We start from the raw sequence: 15,947 nt of genomic DNA, 5'->3' as shown, positions 1-15,947 counted from the left end.
TTCTTGTTATCCTATTTAATTTAATGCTCTCTTATTCAAATAAATCTGATGATAAATAACGGTCTCCTCTATCACAAATAATAGCAACAATGACACCTTTATTAATAGAAGCTGCAACTTTTAAAGCACAAAACACAGAGCCTCCACTACTCATACCTGCAAAAACCCCTGCTTCTTTTGCTATACGTTGTGTAGTTACTTTGGCTTCATCTTGTGTGACCTCAATGACCTCATCTACTTTACTCTTATTAAAAAATTTAGGCACATATTCTGGAGACCATTTTCTAATGCCTGGGATTCTAGAATGATCATCGGGTTGTGCCCCAACAATGGTAATGTTGTTGTTTTTTTCTTTTAAAAACGTAGATACCCCCATAATGGTTCCTGTGGTTCCCATGGCAGATACAAAGTGAGTGATTTCACCATTGGTATCTCTCCAAATTTCTGGTCCCGTAGTTTTGTAATGTGCTTTCCAGTTATCATCATTTTCAAACTGGTTTAAAAGCGTATAGCCTTTTTCATCTCTTAATTTAAAAGCTAAATCACGCGACCCTTCAATCCCCACGTTAGAAGGTGTTAAAATAACTTCAGCACCATACGCTTTCATGGTCTTTACACGTTCTTCAGTTGAGTTTTCAGGCATAATTAGTACCATATTTACCTCTAACAATTTGGCAATTAATGCTAGGGCTATTCCTGTGTTTCCGCTGGTAGCTTCAACTAAAGTATCACCTTTTTTAATGTCGCCTCTTTTTAAAGCTTCATTTATCATGTTAAAGGCAGGACGATCTTTTACACTTCCTCCTGGGTTATTGCCTTCTAATTTCAACAATAGCTTTACACCTTTTTTAGACACTAAATGACTTGCATCTACCAACGGCGTGTTGCCTATAAAATCTAAAACTGTTTTATTTAATGCCATTTTTTTTAGGTCTAATTTTTATTTCAGTTTGATACGTTACCAATGAGTTTTCGGGTACCGATTCTGTTATCCAAACGTTTGCACCAATGATACTATTGGCTCCAATTACAATATCTCCACCTAATATTGTGGCATTGGCATAAATACAAACATTATCTTCTATAGTAGGATGCCGTTTAGTTGATGCTAAACTTTTTGCTACCGAGATTCCTCCTAAAGTAACACCTTGATAAATTTTTACATTTTTACCTATTACAGACGTTTCTCCAATTACAATACCTGTTCCGTGATCGATATAGAAAGACTCATCTATTGTAGCGCCTGGGTGAATATCTATACCTGTTATACCATGAATAAATTCACTCATCATTCTTGGAAGAATAGGCACTTTTAATTTATATAAAGCATGACTCAATCTATAAACTGAAATAGCATAAAAACCAGGATAAGCCAAATATATTTCTTGTAAATTATATGAAGCTGGGTCATTGTTTTCAAAAGCTAAAGCATCTAAATCTAACATTCTTCTTATTTCTGGAAGGTTAGTTTTAAAGGTTGCCCATATTTGTTCTGCATTATCAACTTCAAGCGTTTTAAGTACTTTCAAAAAAGTTTTTTCGAGATATTTTGAATGTTCTTCGTCTTGCTCACAATCAAATAATGAATAAAACAAACGCTTTGTAAATGTTTTAACGGTGTCTTTTAAACAAACATTGTAACTTTTCATTTGCACAAACTTATTATGTCTTTTAAATACTAAATCCTGCAAGGTAAAAAAACTTACAGGATTTAAAGATTATATAACCAAGATAAAATTTACTTTATAGCCTGTACTACAGCTTTAGGAGCTTCTTTACGAGACCCATCAAAACCATCAATACCACTAACTGTTGTATATTTTAAAACTAAACGTTTTCCTGGGTTTATAATTCTATATGCTGCTTGACACATTAATGTTGCTTCATGGAATCCACAAAGAATTAATTTTAATTTTTCTGGATATGTATTTACATCTCCTATGGCAAAAATACCATCAATATTGGTTTGATAGTTTCTAGTATTATCAACCTTAATAGCATTTTTTTCTATTTCTAAGCCCCAGTTTGCAATAGGACCTAATTTTGGAGACAAACCAAATAATGGGATAAAATGATCGGTATCAATAGTAAAAGGTTCTTCGTCTTTCTTTTCTACAACAACACCTGTTACTTTACCATCACCTAAAATACCTGTAACTTCTGCTGGTGTTATTAAGTTTATTTTACCTTCATTTTTTAATTCTCCCACTTTTTCAACAGAATCTAGTGCTCCTCTAAACTCATTTCTTCTATGAATTAGGGTTACAGATTTTGCCACATCTGTTAAAAAGATACTCCAATCTAAAGCAGAGTCTCCACCTCCAGCAATAACCACATTTTTATCGCGATAAATTTCTGGATCTTTAATAATATATTCAACGCCGTTATCTTCATAATCAGCTAACCCTTCAATGGCAGGTTTACGAGGCTCAAAAGAACCTAAACCACCAGCAATAGCTACCACAGGCGCTTGGTGTTTTGTACCTTTATTGGTTGTAACAATAAACGAACCATCTTCTTGCTTTTCTATAGTTTCAGCACGTTCACCTAAGGTAAAACCTGGCTCAAATTGCTTGCCTTGTTCCAACAAATTTCTGGTTAAATCGCCTGCTAAAATCTCTGGAAACCCAGGTATATCATAGATAGGTTTCTTTGGATAAATCTCTGAACATTGTCCACCTGGTTGTGGTAAAGCATCAATTAAATGACATTTTAATTTTAATAAACCTGCTTCAAAAACTGTAAATAATCCAGTAGGTCCAGCTCCGATAATAAGTATATCTGTTTTAATCATTGTTCTAATTCTAATTTTACTTTTGAATTAATCCTTTTGTGAATTCGTTTAATTTTTCAACTTTTTCTTCGAAATCACCTTTTATTGTTTTTCTATATTCGTTTAAATTTTTCACTAAATCGTCCACATTTTCAGGGATAACGTCTTCAAAAAACTGACGTAATCGTTTTGCTGTTGTTGGCGATTTTCCGTTGGTACTAATAGCCACTTTTACATTGCCTTTAGTAACAATACCACCCATGTAAAAATCGCACAGTGGCGGATTATCGGCAACATTAACCAAAATGCTTTTTTTACGACAATGCTTATAAACCTTTTTATTCACTTTAGGCTTATCAGTAGTTACTACTACAATATGTTTGCCTTTTAAAAAATGCTTTTTATATTTAGATTTCACCAAGGTTACATTCCCTTTTTTTGCTAAAGATACTGTACCCTCTCTAAACATTGGTGACACTAATGTTACACAAGCATCTGGACTAGATTTTAATAAGAACGTTAGCTTTTCTTCGGCCACAAAACCACCTCCAACAATAAGCACATTAAGCTGTTTTACTTTAAGAAAAATGGGGTATAAATTATTGCGTTCCATAATTCTTATTTAAAACTGTGCCTTTACGCTATCATAAATAGAAGTAAGCTTTACTCTTTTATTTACCACTTCTCCAATAACTATAATAGCTGGAGATGAAAGTTGTTTTTCTTGCACAACCGCTTCAATAGTTTCTACAGTACCAATACCAACAGTTTCATTATCTCTTGTTCCATTTTGAATGATGGCTACAGGCGTTTCTTGTTTATTTTCATTTGAAAAGGCCTGTACAATTTCACCCAATTTATGCATCCCCATTAAAATAACTACCGTAGCAGTTGACTTTGCAGCCAACAACACATCATTAGATAATTGATGATTTTTTGTAGTTCCTGTTATTACCCAAAAACTCTCTGAGGCGCCACGTCTGGTTAACGGAATGCCTTGATATGCTGGCACACCAACTACCGATGAAATTCCGGGGACTACAGCTGTTTGTAACCCAAAATCTTTTACATAATCTATTTCTTCTGCACCTCTACCAAAAATAAATGGATCACCTCCTTTAAGCCTTACTACATGCCCTCTTTCATTTGCTTTAGAAACTATTAACTCATTAATTTGCTCTTGTTGAAATGCATAACACCCTCTACGTTTACCTACAAAAATAAGCTCTGCATCTGCCGAGGCGTATTTTAGTAAACTCTCATTAATTAGTGCATCGTACAGGATAACGTTAGCAGATTCAATGGCTTTAATGGCTTTAAGCGTAATTAAATCTTCGTCTCCCGGACCAGCACCTACAACGGTTAATTTTGGTATTATTGCACTCATTAATGTAGTTTTTAAACAACTTGTTTATTTGCAGTATCTAATTCTGCTTCTCTATAAGCCCTTACTTTTTGTAAAAATACGGAAGCATTTTCAATATATTTTAATGCAAAATCTTTAGATGGTGCAAATTTATTGATTTGATAAACTATATCGCTGAAAGTTCCGCCCAATTCAATTTTATTACTTTCTACAAACAATTCATCAAATTGTTTCACAATACCTGCATGTGTATTGGTTTTCTTGTTCTCTGCGGTTAACAAGGCTTTTGCTGAATTAATCATTGAGCTATAAGCGTGATAAATAGCTCCAGAATACACACCGTTACTAACTGATTCTTTAGCATTTTCAATTTTTTCGTCACTTTCTAAAAACAACGTAGCTACTAAATCTATTACAACACCAGCACACTCACCAACGCCAATTGCTTTAACATATTTTTCATTGGTGCCCCAATCTATAAAATCGGCTTCTGTTAAGTTACTAGCATCTTGTAAATCTTGAAGGAAATCATAAAAATATTTTTGACCTTTCTCTTTATAATAATCTACAAACTTTTTTCCGTTTGCGTTTGCTTCGTAATCATTTAAAATTCTACGCAATGCTTCGGGGCCGCGTCTACTTGGTACTTTTACTACTTTATCGGCAAAAATACCGTTACCATCACCTAAATTTCCACCACCTAAAAGCACTTGTAGCGCAGGTGCCACTAATTTATCTGGCGTACGAACAGACATTCCTTGGAAACCAATATTTGCCATATTGTGTTGCCCGCAAGCATTCATACATCCACTAATTTTAATAACTAAATCTTTGTTATTTAAATACTGCGGATATTCGGCTTTTATAACTCGTTCTAACTCATCGGCTATTCCTGTACTACTGGCAATTCCTAAATTACAAGTATCCGTTCCTGGGCAAGCTGTAATATCAACCGCTTTGTTGTAACCAGCTTCTACAAAGCCTAATTTTTCTAATTCTTGGTAGAAGAATGGCACTAATTCTTTCTTTACAAAAGGAATTACAATATTTTGACGTAAGGTTAAACGAATTTCTCCGGCAGCATAATTTTCAACTAAATCTGCTAATAATCGCGCTTTATCTGTATAAAAATCTCCTAATAACACTTTAATACCTATGCCAACATAACCTTCTTGTTTTTGAGGAATTAAATTGGTGGATTTCCAAGTATTAAAAGCTGTTTCATCTTTAATTTCCACTTCAGGAATAGAGGTGATTTCTACTGGTGTTGACGTTTCATAAGCATCAGCATCAATAGGAACAGACTTAAACTCTATGGCTTTTTGTTCTGCATCAATCAGTTCTTTAAACGCTTCTAACCCTATATCTTTTAATAAGAATTTCATACGGGCTTTGGCACGACTTTTACGTTCGCCATAACGATCAAACACACGTACCACACCTTCCATAAGTGGTATAATTTTATCGGTTTCTATAAAATCGTAAAATAAATCTGCATGGCGTGGCTGTGAACCTAAACCACCACCAAGCATGACTTTAAATCCGCGAACACCATCTTTTATTTTGGCAATAAAACCTAAATCGTGTAAATAGGATAATCCTGTATCTTCATCTGAAGAAGAAAAAGACACTTTAAATTTACGTCCCATTTCTTGACAAATAGGATTACGTAAAAAGAAACGAAATAATGCATCTGCATATGGCGACACATCAAATGGTTCGTTTACGTCTATTCCTGCAGTTTCACTAGCAGTTACATTACGTACCGTGTTACCACAAGCTTCTCTTATGGTTATTTCGTCTTTATCTAATTCTGCCCACAATTCTGGTGTACGATTAATATCTACGTAGTGAATTTGAATATCTTGACGCGTTGTAATATGTAAACGCCCTCTAGAATATTCATCAGACACATCAGAAATTCTGCGTAACTGGTTGCTTTTTACTTTTCCGTAAGGTAATTTAATACGAATCATTTGAACACCTTCTTGACGCTGCCCGTAAATGCCACGAGCTAAACGAAGGCTTCTAAATTTTTCTTCGTCAATTTTACCATTGTTGAATAATTCAATCTTATTGGCTAATTCAATAATATCCTTTTCAACAACCGGATTTTCTATTTCTGTTCTAAAACTTTGCATTGTTTCCTTACCTTCCTAAATAAATTAGGAAGGATTTTTTAGTGTTTCCCTTTTTTCTTTTTCCGTTTCTTTTTTTAGTCTTTACGGTAGACTATGATTTTATTGAATGAAACCTGCTCCTACGGTATTATTTGATTGTGAATCAATTATAATGAAAGATCCGTTTGTGCGATGGTTTTTAAACTTATCATAAAAAATAGGTTTGTTTAGTTTAAAACTAACCTGAGCAATATCATTCATGCCTAAACCAGATACACCTTCTTCTATACCTGAGTAATCTGGGTTAATTTTATGGTGAATGGTATCTACCTTAGCTAAAACTTTATTTACACCATGTTGCACAATGTATTTAGTACCTGGTGTTAATTGTTTAGAATCCATCCAACAAACATTAGCTGTAAACTGTTTTTCAATAGTTGGCAAATCTCCTTCTTTAACAATCATATCTCCACGACTCACGTTAATATCGTCTTCTAAAGTAATAGTAACAGAAGAACGTCTTGATGCTGTTTCGTACTTTTCATTATAGAAATAAATTTCTTTTATTTTAGATTTGGTTTGAGAAGGCAATACAACAACCTCATCGCCTACACTTAAATTACCCCCATACACTTTTCCTGCATAACCTCTAAAATCATGAAAATCTTCAGTTTTAGGACGAATTACATATTGTACTGGGAAGCGCGGTGTACCTACATTAAAGATATCGGCTTTGTCTAATTTTTCTAAATGTTCTAATAAAGCCTCTCCTTTGTACCAAGGCATTTTATCAGATTTATTAACTACGTTATCTCCTTTTAAAGCACTTACGGGAATAAATGAAATGTTTTGATCTTGATAATCACGCTTTTTCATTAATTCCTCAAAATCGGCTTTAATTTTGCTATAAACTTCTTCAGAATAATCTACCAAGTCCATTTTATTAATAGCCACTACAACATCTTTAATTCTTAATAAATTATTGATGAAAAAATGACGATTAGTTTGCTCAATCACGCCTTTTCTGGCATCAATTAATATGATAGATGCTTGTGAAGTTGAAGCGCCAGTTACCATATTTCTGGTATACTCTACATGACCTGGAGTATCTGCTATAATGTAACTTTTATTTTTTGTTGAAAAGTAAATGTGTGCCACATCAATGGTGATACCTTGTTCTCTTTCGGCAACCAAACCATCTGTAGCTAAAGAAAAATCTAAGTAATCATAACCACGCTGTTTACTTGTTTTTTCAATGGCTTCAAGTTTGTCTGTAGTTAATGATTTTGTATCGTAAAGAATACGCCCAATTAAGGTACTCTTTCCGTCATCTACACTTCCTGCTGTTGCTATTTTTAATACTTCCATGCTTTTATAGCTGTTAGCCTTTAGCTGTTGGCTATTGGCTTGTTTAATATTTTATTTGTTTTTTTCGGTTTTTCGGCTAATAACCATGAGCTAAAAGCCAGTTGCAAAATTTGCGAAGCAAATTTCTAAAAATACCCTTGTTGTTTACGTTTCTCCATGGCGGCTTCAGAGCGTTTGTCATCAATACGCGCACCACGTTCTGAAATTGAAGAATCTCTAATTTCTTCAACTACTTTTGTAATGGTTGTAGCATCTGATAATACGGCTGCGGTACAACTCATGTCTCCTACAGTTCTAAAACGTACCATTTCCTCAATCACTTCTTCATCTTCATCACGGTATACTATACCATCTTCTGCAGACCAAATCATTCCGTCTCTTAAGAAAACTTTACGTTTGTGTGCAAAATAAATAGAAGGGATTTCAATATTTTCTTTTTCTATGTAAGACCACACGTCTAGCTCTGTCCAGTTTGAAATTGGGAATACACGAACGTTTTGCCCTAAATCTATTTCACCATTTAACATATCAAACAACTCTGGTCTTTGGTTTTTCTCATCCCATTGACCAAAATCATCACGTACTGAAAATATACGTTCTTTTGCTCTGGCTTTTTCTTCATCTCTTCTAGCGCCACCTATACAAGCATCAAACTTAAATTCTTCAATAGCATCTAAAAGTGTTGTGGTTTGCAACATATTTCTACTTGCATAACGCCCAGACTCTTCTTTCACTTTACCTTGATCTATAGAATCTTGCACGTTTCTTACTATTAATTCTAAGCCTAACTCTTTTACAAGTCTATCTCTAAATTCAATAGTTTCAGGGAAATTATGCCCCGTATCAATATGCAATAAAGGAAAAGGTATTTTAGCTGGGTAAAAAGCTTTTACTGCTAATCTTACTAATGTGATTGAATCTTTTCCTCCTGAAAATAACAACACAGGTTTTTCAAACTGAGCTGCTACTTCTCTCATGATATAAATTGCTTCGTTTTCAAGCGAATTGATATGCGATGTATCTTTCTTCATAATATTATTTTTAAGCGTGTAAACCACACTCTCTATTTGCTAATGCTTTTGTTGGGTCGAAATATTTAAATTCGTTAGGTAAATTATGTTCTTCTAAATAGGTGTCGAGTTTTTCGTCTGACCAGTAGTAAAAGGGACTTACTTTCAGTACACCATCGGCACTTAAACTAAAAATATCAATACTGTTTCTAAAGGCGGTTTGCCCTTGGCGAAGGTTTGTAAACCAAACATTTGGTTTATGCTCTTCCATAGCTCGCCTAAAAGGTTCTAGCTTTACCTGTTCTGTAAATTCTGCATGTTTAGGGTCATCTACACTTGGTACACCTAAAACTACATCTCTATGTGCAGCTGTTTGCTTTGGCACATATAAAAACACATTTAAGTTTAAATCTTTAATTACTTGTTCTGCGTGTTTATAGGTTTGTGGTGTATTATAACCCGTATCACACCATACTACAGGAATATTATTTTTTACTGAATTTACAGCATGAAGAATAGCAGCTTCATAAGGTCTAAAATTGGTTGTTACCACTGCTTTATCATTAAGCTCTAGTGCTTTTTTTATAATTTCAGCAGGAGACGCTTTTTTGAATTCCTTGTTTAAACTTTGTATTTGCTCTTCTGTAAACATATCTTTTATATATTATTTTCCCCACTTAATAAGGTTCCAAAAACGTTCGTGGAAAAAGTATAAAATTAATTTTGTGACAAAATCTACTGAAGCTATAGAAGCAGCAAGCGATATTTTTCCTGTTAATATGTAGGATACCAACAAGGTATCTAAAGTACCAACAATACGCCAACTAAGTGCTTTAGCTACACTGCGTATAGGTTTTTCACCAACACTATCCTCTTTATAAGTAGTTTTTTGTTTACTCTTTAATAACATTTGCGCTATCATTTGCCATTATTTTATATTAATCCTATCAATTTAGTAGGGATTACAAAAGTAATACTTTTTATTACATGACAAACAACATTACTAACTTTTTAGAATAATGGAATATTTTTTAGGTAATTGGTATAAAATAAATACTAAATCCTTATAAATTTAAGAATTTATCAAGCTAATTAAGAGCTAAATCAGCTAAAGTAGTGTTTCTAAAGACTTTTAAAGTACTGTCTCTCACCTCTATCATAAGCTTATGAACACTGCATTGATGTTCATCTGGACAATCATCACACTTTTCGTAGTAATTTAAACTTACACAAGGCACCATGGCTATAGGCCCTTCTAAAACACGCATAACATCGGTCATTTGTATTTCAGATGGTTCGTTTCTTAGGTAATAACCACCATGTTTTCCTTTTTTAGAACCAAGTATTCCTGCTTTTTTTAAGGTTAATAAAATACTCTCTAAAAACTTTTGAGGTATGTTTTCGCTTTCAGCAATCTCACCTACCCTTACAGGTTGTTCTCCTTCTTTCTTAGCTATATAAGTTAAAGCCTTTAATCCGTATTTAGTTCTTTTTGAAAGCATGCCGCTAATATAAACATTTGAGGATAAAAAAAAACCTCATTAAAATGAGGTTTTTGCTTTATGAAATTTTAATTGTTCTAGGAGGCTTTTGTTTTGCCTCTTCTTTTTTTGGAAGCTGTACACTTAAAATTCCTTCTTTATAAGTAGCTTTAATTTTAGACTCATCAATATATTCTGGTAAAGAAAAAGTTCTCTTAAATGATGAGTAGCCATATTCTTTACGAATGTGATTATCTTCTACCTGATTATCTTCTTTATGAACCTCTGATGAAATAGATAATACTTCATTATCTAAGTTTATAGTAAAATCTTCTTTTTTCATTCCAGGAACTGCCATATCTACAAAAAATGCATCTGCAGTTTCTCTAATATTAACTTTTGGCAAAGTCATTCCTGTATTGAAATTAGGCATCATAATAGAAGGAAAATCAGTACTAAACATTTTATCTATCCAATTAGACCATGCAGGGAAATCAGCAAATCTATCAACTTTTGCCAAATTTCCATTTTTTTGAGTTGTTGTTACTAGATTGCTCATAATTTAAAATTTTAGTTAAACAAATAATTTTATTAATTACTTATGCTACACCGGTTATTGCATCTGAAGACAACAACGTTTTTGGTGTGTTTTGCGCTATGGAAATAAACAGACCCCCTTTTGAATATTGAGAGTTTAGCAAACTATTAAAACTGCTATTAGGTAGCACTAAAAAGCATTCTACAAAAATTGGTTTCTTTTTAATTTCACCGTAATTAGTTTCAATTTTAGCTAACATTACTTTTAGGGTTAGAATTCCGTCAGAAACATCAACTACATAATTGTTCGGACTTAAAAGTGGTGCTTTTAAACGAATTGTTAAAACGTCGTCTTTCACATCCATTTTTAGTTCTGTAAGTTTAAAAGATGATTGTTTAGACAGGTTTAAAACTTTTTCATTCTTATCAATTACTTCCATAACAAATAATTAATAATTAAACAAAAAACTTAATTGCCTTAAAAGGTTATAAAACAGCATCTTCTAAAAAGTTTCTTTATTAAAGCAAACCATTGTAGAAATGCTGATTCACCTCAAAAAGACATTGTTATAAAAACAAAAAAAATACCAAACTAGCTTAAATCAATTTTTTGTATGAAGTACACTCTTTACAATGAAAAGTTGACAGAAAATCTTAAAAAATTCTTAATTAAAAATGACACTTTTTCATTTTTAATTACCTTAAAATGAGAATGTTTAATTACCTAAAGCTTGTTCTAAATCTGCAATAATATCATCTATATGTTCTAAGCCTACAGAAACACGTACCATGCCATCGGTTATACCTGCAGCAGCTTTCACTTCTGCTTCCACCTTTGCATGTGTAGTACTTGCTGGATGCGTAACAATGGTTCTGGTGTCTCCTAAATTGGCAGATAACGAACACATTTTTATACTATCTAAAAACGTACGTCCGCCTTCTAACCCACCTTTAACTTCAAAAGCTATAATATTACCTCCTAAACGCATTTGTTTTTTAGCGATGTTATACTTAGGATGCGATTTTAAAAACGGATATTTTACCCATTTTACTTTGGGATGATCTTCTAAATAAGTTGCTAATTTTAAAGCATTCTCACAGTGTTTTTCTACTCGAACTGCTAAGGTTTCTAAAGATTTTGATAGTACCCAAGCGTTAAACGGACTCATTGAAGGTCCTGTTAATCTGGAGAACAGATATATTTCTCTAATCAATTCTTTTTTTCCAACGGTAACACCTCCTAAAACACGCCCTTGTCCGTCCATTAGTTTGGTAGCAGAATGAATTACTAAATCTGCTCCTTGTTTTATAGGGTTTTGTAAATATGGTGTTGCAAAACAATTATCTATTACCAATAATAAATTATGCTTTTTACAAATGGCACTTAGAAACTCTAAATCTAACACATCAACTCCTGGATTTGTTGGTGTTTCGGCGTAAATGAATTTGGTGTTAGGTTGAATTAAGTCTTCAACAGAATCAACTTCATTGATGCTAAAATATGAGCATTCAATATTCCACTTTGGAAAATATTTAGTAAACAAACCATGAGTTGCACCAAATACAGAGCTACAAGACACTACATGATCTCCAGCATTTAACAGGGTAGCAAATGTTGAAAACACCGCTGCCATTCCACTAGCAAATGCAAAACCTGCTTCGGCACCTTCCATATCACAGACTTTGTCAACAAATTCACTCACATTTGGATTACCATATCTACTATATAAATCACGTTTTTTTTCTTCGGCAAACGACGCACGCATTTCCTCGGCATCATCAAATACAAAACCCGATGTTAAATATAAAGGTACGGAGTGTTCTGAAAACTGTGTAGTTTCAGATTGATTGCGAATAGCTTCCGTTTCAAAATGCTTTTTCTTGCTCATAATTTTAATTAATATGTTTGGATAACCTTAAAATATCTCCAAAAACACCTCGAGCGGTTACTTCTGCACCTGCTCCAGCACCTTGAATAACAATAGGTTGCTCTCCATAACTCTCTGTAAAAATTTCAAAAATAGCGTCGCTTCCTTTTACATGACCTAAGGTACTGTCTTCTGGAATAGACACTAATTTTACTTCTAAATTACCCTTATCTTGTGATAAATCTCCTGATAAATCACCAACGTATCGTAACACGTGTCCGGGTTCTTGCGCCTCTTTTATCTTTTGGTATTGTTCATCTAAAACATGCAGTTGTCCTAAAAATTCTTCAACCGAAATATCTCTGTAGGCTTCTGGAATTAAATTTAAAACCGCTACATCTTCAAATTCATTTTGTAAATCTAACTCTCTTGCTAAAATTAATAGCTTTCTAGCTACATCGTTTCCTGAGAAATCCTCTCTAGGGTCTGGTTCTGTAAAGCCTTTATCAATAGTTTCCTGAACAATAGCACTAAACGGTTTGTCTTGCACCGAAAAATTATTAAACAAATAACTTAATGTACCAGAAAACACCCCTCTTATACGCGTGATGTTTTCTCCCGATTCGTGCAGTAACTTAATAGTATCAATTAACGGCAATCCTGCACCAACGGTAGTTTCATAAAGGTACTCCTTTTTATTTTCATCAAGTTGTTGGCGTAGTTCTCTATAAAAATCGTGCGAAATGGTATTGGCTATTTTGTTAGACGACACCAAATCGAATCCAGCTTCAATTAAAGGAATATAATTTTGATAAAAAGTAGAACTTGCTGTATTATCTACTGCTATTAAATTTTCTAAATGATGATTTTTGGCATAGGTAATTATATCATCAATAGAACTTTCTAAAGTACTTGAAGCAATGGCTTTTTCCCAATTAGAATTTACGCCTTTTTTATCTAACAATAACTTTTTAGAATTAGCAATAGCAAACACATTTAAATTAATGCCTTTGCGTTTTTCAATATCGTCTTTCGACTTTAAAATTTGATTAATTAAAGCCCCACCAACACCACCGTGACCAAAAATAGCAATGTTTATTTTTTTAGAAATACCAAAAACTTCACCATGAATTACGTTTAATGCCTTGCTAAGATCGGATTCCTTAACCACCAAACTCACATTCTTTCCTGTTACTGTATTATTGAACAATAACGGTGTGATTTGATTCTTTATTAAAGCGTTGAAAGGTTTATGAAACGAGCTTAATTCTATACCCACAATGGAAATAACGGCTACATCATCTACCACATCAATTTTATTAACATCTTGTGAGTAAAAATCGCTTTCAAACTCACGCTCTAAAGCAATAACAGCTTGGGTAGCTTGGTCTGCATCTATTATAAGTCCAATACCTCTTTCCGACGATCCTTGAGATACAATACTCACACTAATACCATAATTACTTAAGGCTCCAAAAATTCTGGCATCAACACCAATTTTCCCTAACAAACCTCTACCTTCTAAATTTAGTAAAGCTACATTTTCTAAAACCGATAAAGAGGTAACCTCTTTGGTACTAGGTTTTGCGGTAATAAGTGTACCTTCATCTTCTGGATTAAAGGTGTTTAAAATACGTAAGTTGATATTTTTTTCAACTAGCGGAATTATGGTTTTGGCATGTAATACAGATGTTCCAAAGTTTGCTAATTCATTAGCTTCACTAAAAGATAGTTCTCTAATTTGTTGAGCATCTGGCACCAAATTTGGGTCTGCCGTATAAATACCACTAACATGGGTATAATTTTGTAATTCTTCGGCATCTAAATAATTGGCTAATAATGCTGCTGTATAATTGCTGCCATTTCTACCTAAAGTTGTGGTTTCGTTTTTTAAATTTGAAGCAATAAAACCGGTAACTACATTTACAACACCGTTGTTCTTTTTAAAATAAGCTTTGGTGTTTTCTTTTGATACTTTTGATAGTGGTTGCGCATTACCAAAAGACTCATTGGTTTTTATTAATTCGCGCGAGTCTACTGCTTTAGCTTCAATACCCCTTTCGTTTAATAATTGAGTAATGAGCTTTACAGCCAACAATTCTCCTTGTGCCAGAATATTATCTTTGGTCTTTTTGCTATAATCGCGCAACAGACTAATGCCTTCAAATAATTTATCAAGCACTGAAAATTCTTCAGAGAAATCTACCTGTTTTGAAGGCTCTGATTGGTAAACTTTAAAAGCCTCTAAATCTTGTTTATAGTCTTCACCTTTTATAGCTTTATTTAAAATAGCTTCTAAGTCATCGGTAGCATTTCCACGGGCGGAAACCACAACGCTAATACGCTCTCCTGCCTTTACCTTATTTTCAATAATTGAAAGTACGGTTTCTAAACCTTTTCCATTAGCTAGAGATTTCCCTCCAAACTTCAATATTTTCATTCTTCGTCTTTTAGAATTTGGCACAAAAATGCCTTCTATTATTTTTTCAAGTTGGTCATATTCCATTAAAAAGGCATCATGTCCATGCACCGAATGTATTTCACTGTAGGTTACGTTTGGATGTGTTAACGCCAGTTGCTTATGTGTTTCGCGGTTTTCTTCGGCAGTAAAAAACAAATCAGAATCTACACCAACAATATGAATTTTAGCTTCAATATTCTCTAACACATTAAAGTTGCTAGAACGCCCTTTGGTTACATCAATTGTTTTAAGTAATTGATTCATTAATTTATAGGCCGACAACTGAAACCGTTCTTGTAATTTTTTACCATGATGTAGCAGCCAACTTTCAACATTAAAAATTTCAAGATCGTCATTTTTAGTACGCTGAAAGCGCTCTTTGAAAGACTCTGGTGTTCTATAACACAACATGGCATGCATTCTGGCATCATGCACGGGGTTTTTAGAATTCAACAAAAATTGTTCTTGAATTTGGCAGTTGGCAATTAACCAATCGGTAGATTTCCAATCGGTTGCCACAACAATTAAATGTTCTGAAAAATTAGGTTGTAATACTGCCATTTCCCAAGCAATACCACCACCTAAAGAACCGCCAATAGTAGCAAAAATTTTACCAGTTTTTAATTCATTTAAACCCTGTAAAAACAGTTTAGCTACATCACGAGCAACAAAATCTTTATAGTTTTCAATAATAAAACCATCAAAACCATTTCCAGGTATATTAAAAGCAAGCACCGTGTATAGTTTGGTATCTATAACCTTGTTATTACCAATTAAATCTTTCCACCAACCATCTTTTCCAGCAACATTACTGTTACCTGTTAAAGCGTGATTAACTAACACAATAGGAGCAGAACCAAGTGGTTTCCCAAATACCTGATAACTTAATTTTATTTCAGGATTTAGAACACCACTTTCGGTCTTGTAATTTTTTATAATGATATGTTGTAACTCGTTTTCCAA

At 33.5% G+C, this 15,947-nt stretch carries 15 protein-coding genes; all 15 read right to left on the bottom strand.

Annotated elements, in window-relative coordinates; genetic code table 11:
- Nucleotides 1-31 precede the first annotated feature (31 nt).
- Nucleotides 32-922 (bottom strand): cysteine synthase CysM, encoded by an 891-nt coding sequence (gene cysM, locus BWZ22_RS09460; RefSeq protein ID WP_076699604.1) that lies wholly within the window; start codon nt 920-922, stop codon nt 32-34.
- A complete protein-coding gene (epsC, locus tag BWZ22_RS09455; protein ID WP_076699603.1) occupies nt 909-1,649 on the bottom strand; it encodes a serine O-acetyltransferase EpsC in 741 nt (246 codons plus the stop codon). The genes cysM and epsC overlap by 14 nt, the downstream gene beginning before the upstream one ends.
- A gap of 89 nt (nt 1,650-1,738) precedes the next feature.
- Nucleotides 1,739-2,794: an NAD(P)/FAD-dependent oxidoreductase gene (locus BWZ22_RS09450; RefSeq protein WP_076699601.1), complete on the bottom strand. Its 1,056-nt coding sequence runs from the start codon at nt 2,792-2,794 to the stop codon at nt 1,739-1,741.
- 16 nt (nt 2,795-2,810) lie between these two features.
- On the bottom strand, nt 2,811-3,386 hold the full coding sequence (locus BWZ22_RS09445; protein ID WP_076699600.1) for a bifunctional precorrin-2 dehydrogenase/sirohydrochlorin ferrochelatase: 576 nt from the start codon (nt 3,384-3,386) through the stop codon (nt 2,811-2,813).
- Nucleotides 3,387-3,395: 9 nt separating this feature from the next.
- A complete protein-coding gene (gene cobA / locus BWZ22_RS09440) occupies nt 3,396-4,160 on the bottom strand; it encodes a uroporphyrinogen-III C-methyltransferase (RefSeq protein WP_076699598.1) in 765 nt (254 codons plus the stop codon).
- An 11-nt stretch (nt 4,161-4,171) separates the two neighbouring features.
- A complete protein-coding gene (locus BWZ22_RS09435) occupies nt 4,172-6,280 on the bottom strand; it encodes a HEPN domain-containing protein (RefSeq protein ID WP_076699597.1) in 2,109 nt (702 codons plus the stop codon).
- A 99-nt stretch (nt 6,281-6,379) separates the two neighbouring features.
- Nucleotides 6,380-7,627 carry a sulfate adenylyltransferase subunit 1 gene (locus tag BWZ22_RS09430; protein WP_076699595.1) on the bottom strand — a complete coding sequence of 416 codons (1,248 nt, stop codon included), beginning with the start codon at nt 7,625-7,627 and terminating at the stop codon, nt 6,380-6,382.
- A 125-nt stretch (nt 7,628-7,752) separates the two neighbouring features.
- Nucleotides 7,753-8,658, bottom strand: coding sequence for a sulfate adenylyltransferase subunit CysD (gene cysD, locus BWZ22_RS09425; protein ID WP_076699594.1), 906 nt, complete (start codon nt 8,656-8,658; stop codon nt 7,753-7,755).
- Between the two features lie 10 nt (nt 8,659-8,668).
- On the bottom strand, nt 8,669-9,289 hold the full coding sequence (locus tag BWZ22_RS09420) for a phosphoadenosine phosphosulfate reductase family protein (protein ID WP_076699592.1): 621 nt from the start codon (nt 9,287-9,289) through the stop codon (nt 8,669-8,671).
- A gap of 12 nt (nt 9,290-9,301) precedes the next feature.
- Complete coding sequence (locus BWZ22_RS09415) at nt 9,302-9,559, bottom strand: DUF2061 domain-containing protein (protein ID WP_076699591.1); 258 nt, start codon at nt 9,557-9,559, stop codon at nt 9,302-9,304.
- 166 nt (nt 9,560-9,725) lie between these two features.
- Nucleotides 9,726-10,139, bottom strand: a complete 414-nt coding sequence (locus tag BWZ22_RS09410) for an Rrf2 family transcriptional regulator (RefSeq protein WP_076699589.1) — start codon at nt 10,137-10,139, stop codon at nt 9,726-9,728.
- Between the two features lie 58 nt (nt 10,140-10,197).
- Nucleotides 10,198-10,677 (bottom strand): Hsp20/alpha crystallin family protein, encoded by a 480-nt coding sequence (locus tag BWZ22_RS09405; protein ID WP_076699588.1) that lies wholly within the window; start codon nt 10,675-10,677, stop codon nt 10,198-10,200.
- Nucleotides 10,678-10,717: 40 nt separating this feature from the next.
- Nucleotides 10,718-11,095 (bottom strand): hypothetical protein, encoded by a 378-nt coding sequence (locus BWZ22_RS09400; protein WP_076699586.1) that lies wholly within the window; start codon nt 11,093-11,095, stop codon nt 10,718-10,720.
- 276 nt (nt 11,096-11,371) lie between these two features.
- Complete coding sequence (locus BWZ22_RS09395) at nt 11,372-12,544, bottom strand: PLP-dependent aspartate aminotransferase family protein (protein WP_076699585.1); 1,173 nt, start codon at nt 12,542-12,544, stop codon at nt 11,372-11,374.
- A 4-nt stretch (nt 12,545-12,548) separates the two neighbouring features.
- A complete protein-coding gene (gene thrA, locus BWZ22_RS09390; RefSeq protein WP_076699583.1) occupies nt 12,549-15,947 on the bottom strand; it encodes a bifunctional aspartate kinase/homoserine dehydrogenase I in 3,399 nt (1,132 codons plus the stop codon).

The sequence above is a fragment of the Seonamhaeicola sp. S2-3 genome, assembly GCF_001971785.1.
Taxonomy (GTDB): domain Bacteria; phylum Bacteroidota; class Bacteroidia; order Flavobacteriales; family Flavobacteriaceae; genus Seonamhaeicola.
Note: the sequence above shows the minus strand (reverse complement) of the source record. Positions and strands in the feature narration are given on the sequence as shown.

Coding starts and splice junctions, on each gene's coding strand:
- BWZ22_RS09420 (WP_076699592.1), bottom strand. CDS start 9,289: ATGTTTACAGAAGAGCAAATACAAAGTTTAAACAAGGAATTCAAAAAA.
- cysM (WP_076699604.1), bottom strand. CDS start 922: ATGGCATTAAATAAAACAGTTTTAGATTTTATAGGCAACACGCCGTTG.
- BWZ22_RS09445 (WP_076699600.1), bottom strand. CDS start 3,386: ATGGAACGCAATAATTTATACCCCATTTTTCTTAAAGTAAAACAGCTT.
- BWZ22_RS09430 (WP_076699595.1), bottom strand. CDS start 7,627: ATGGAAGTATTAAAAATAGCAACAGCAGGAAGTGTAGATGACGGAAAG.
- BWZ22_RS09415 (WP_076699591.1), bottom strand. CDS start 9,559: ATGATAGCGCAAATGTTATTAAAGAGTAAACAAAAAACTACTTATAAA.
- cobA (WP_076699598.1), bottom strand. CDS start 4,160: ATGAGTGCAATAATACCAAAATTAACCGTTGTAGGTGCTGGTCCGGGA.
- epsC (WP_076699603.1), bottom strand. CDS start 1,649: ATGAAAAGTTACAATGTTTGTTTAAAAGACACCGTTAAAACATTTACA.
- cysD (WP_076699594.1), bottom strand. CDS start 8,658: ATGAAGAAAGATACATCGCATATCAATTCGCTTGAAAACGAAGCAATT.
- BWZ22_RS09410 (WP_076699589.1), bottom strand. CDS start 10,139: ATGCTTTCAAAAAGAACTAAATACGGATTAAAGGCTTTAACTTATATA.
- BWZ22_RS09400 (WP_076699586.1), bottom strand. CDS start 11,095: ATGGAAGTAATTGATAAGAATGAAAAAGTTTTAAACCTGTCTAAACAA.
- BWZ22_RS09395 (WP_076699585.1), bottom strand. CDS start 12,544: ATGAGCAAGAAAAAGCATTTTGAAACGGAAGCTATTCGCAATCAATCT.
- BWZ22_RS09405 (WP_076699588.1), bottom strand. CDS start 10,677: ATGAGCAATCTAGTAACAACAACTCAAAAAAATGGAAATTTGGCAAAA.
- BWZ22_RS09450 (WP_076699601.1), bottom strand. CDS start 2,794: ATGATTAAAACAGATATACTTATTATCGGAGCTGGACCTACTGGATTA.
- BWZ22_RS09435 (WP_076699597.1), bottom strand. CDS start 6,280: ATGCAAAGTTTTAGAACAGAAATAGAAAATCCGGTTGTTGAAAAGGAT.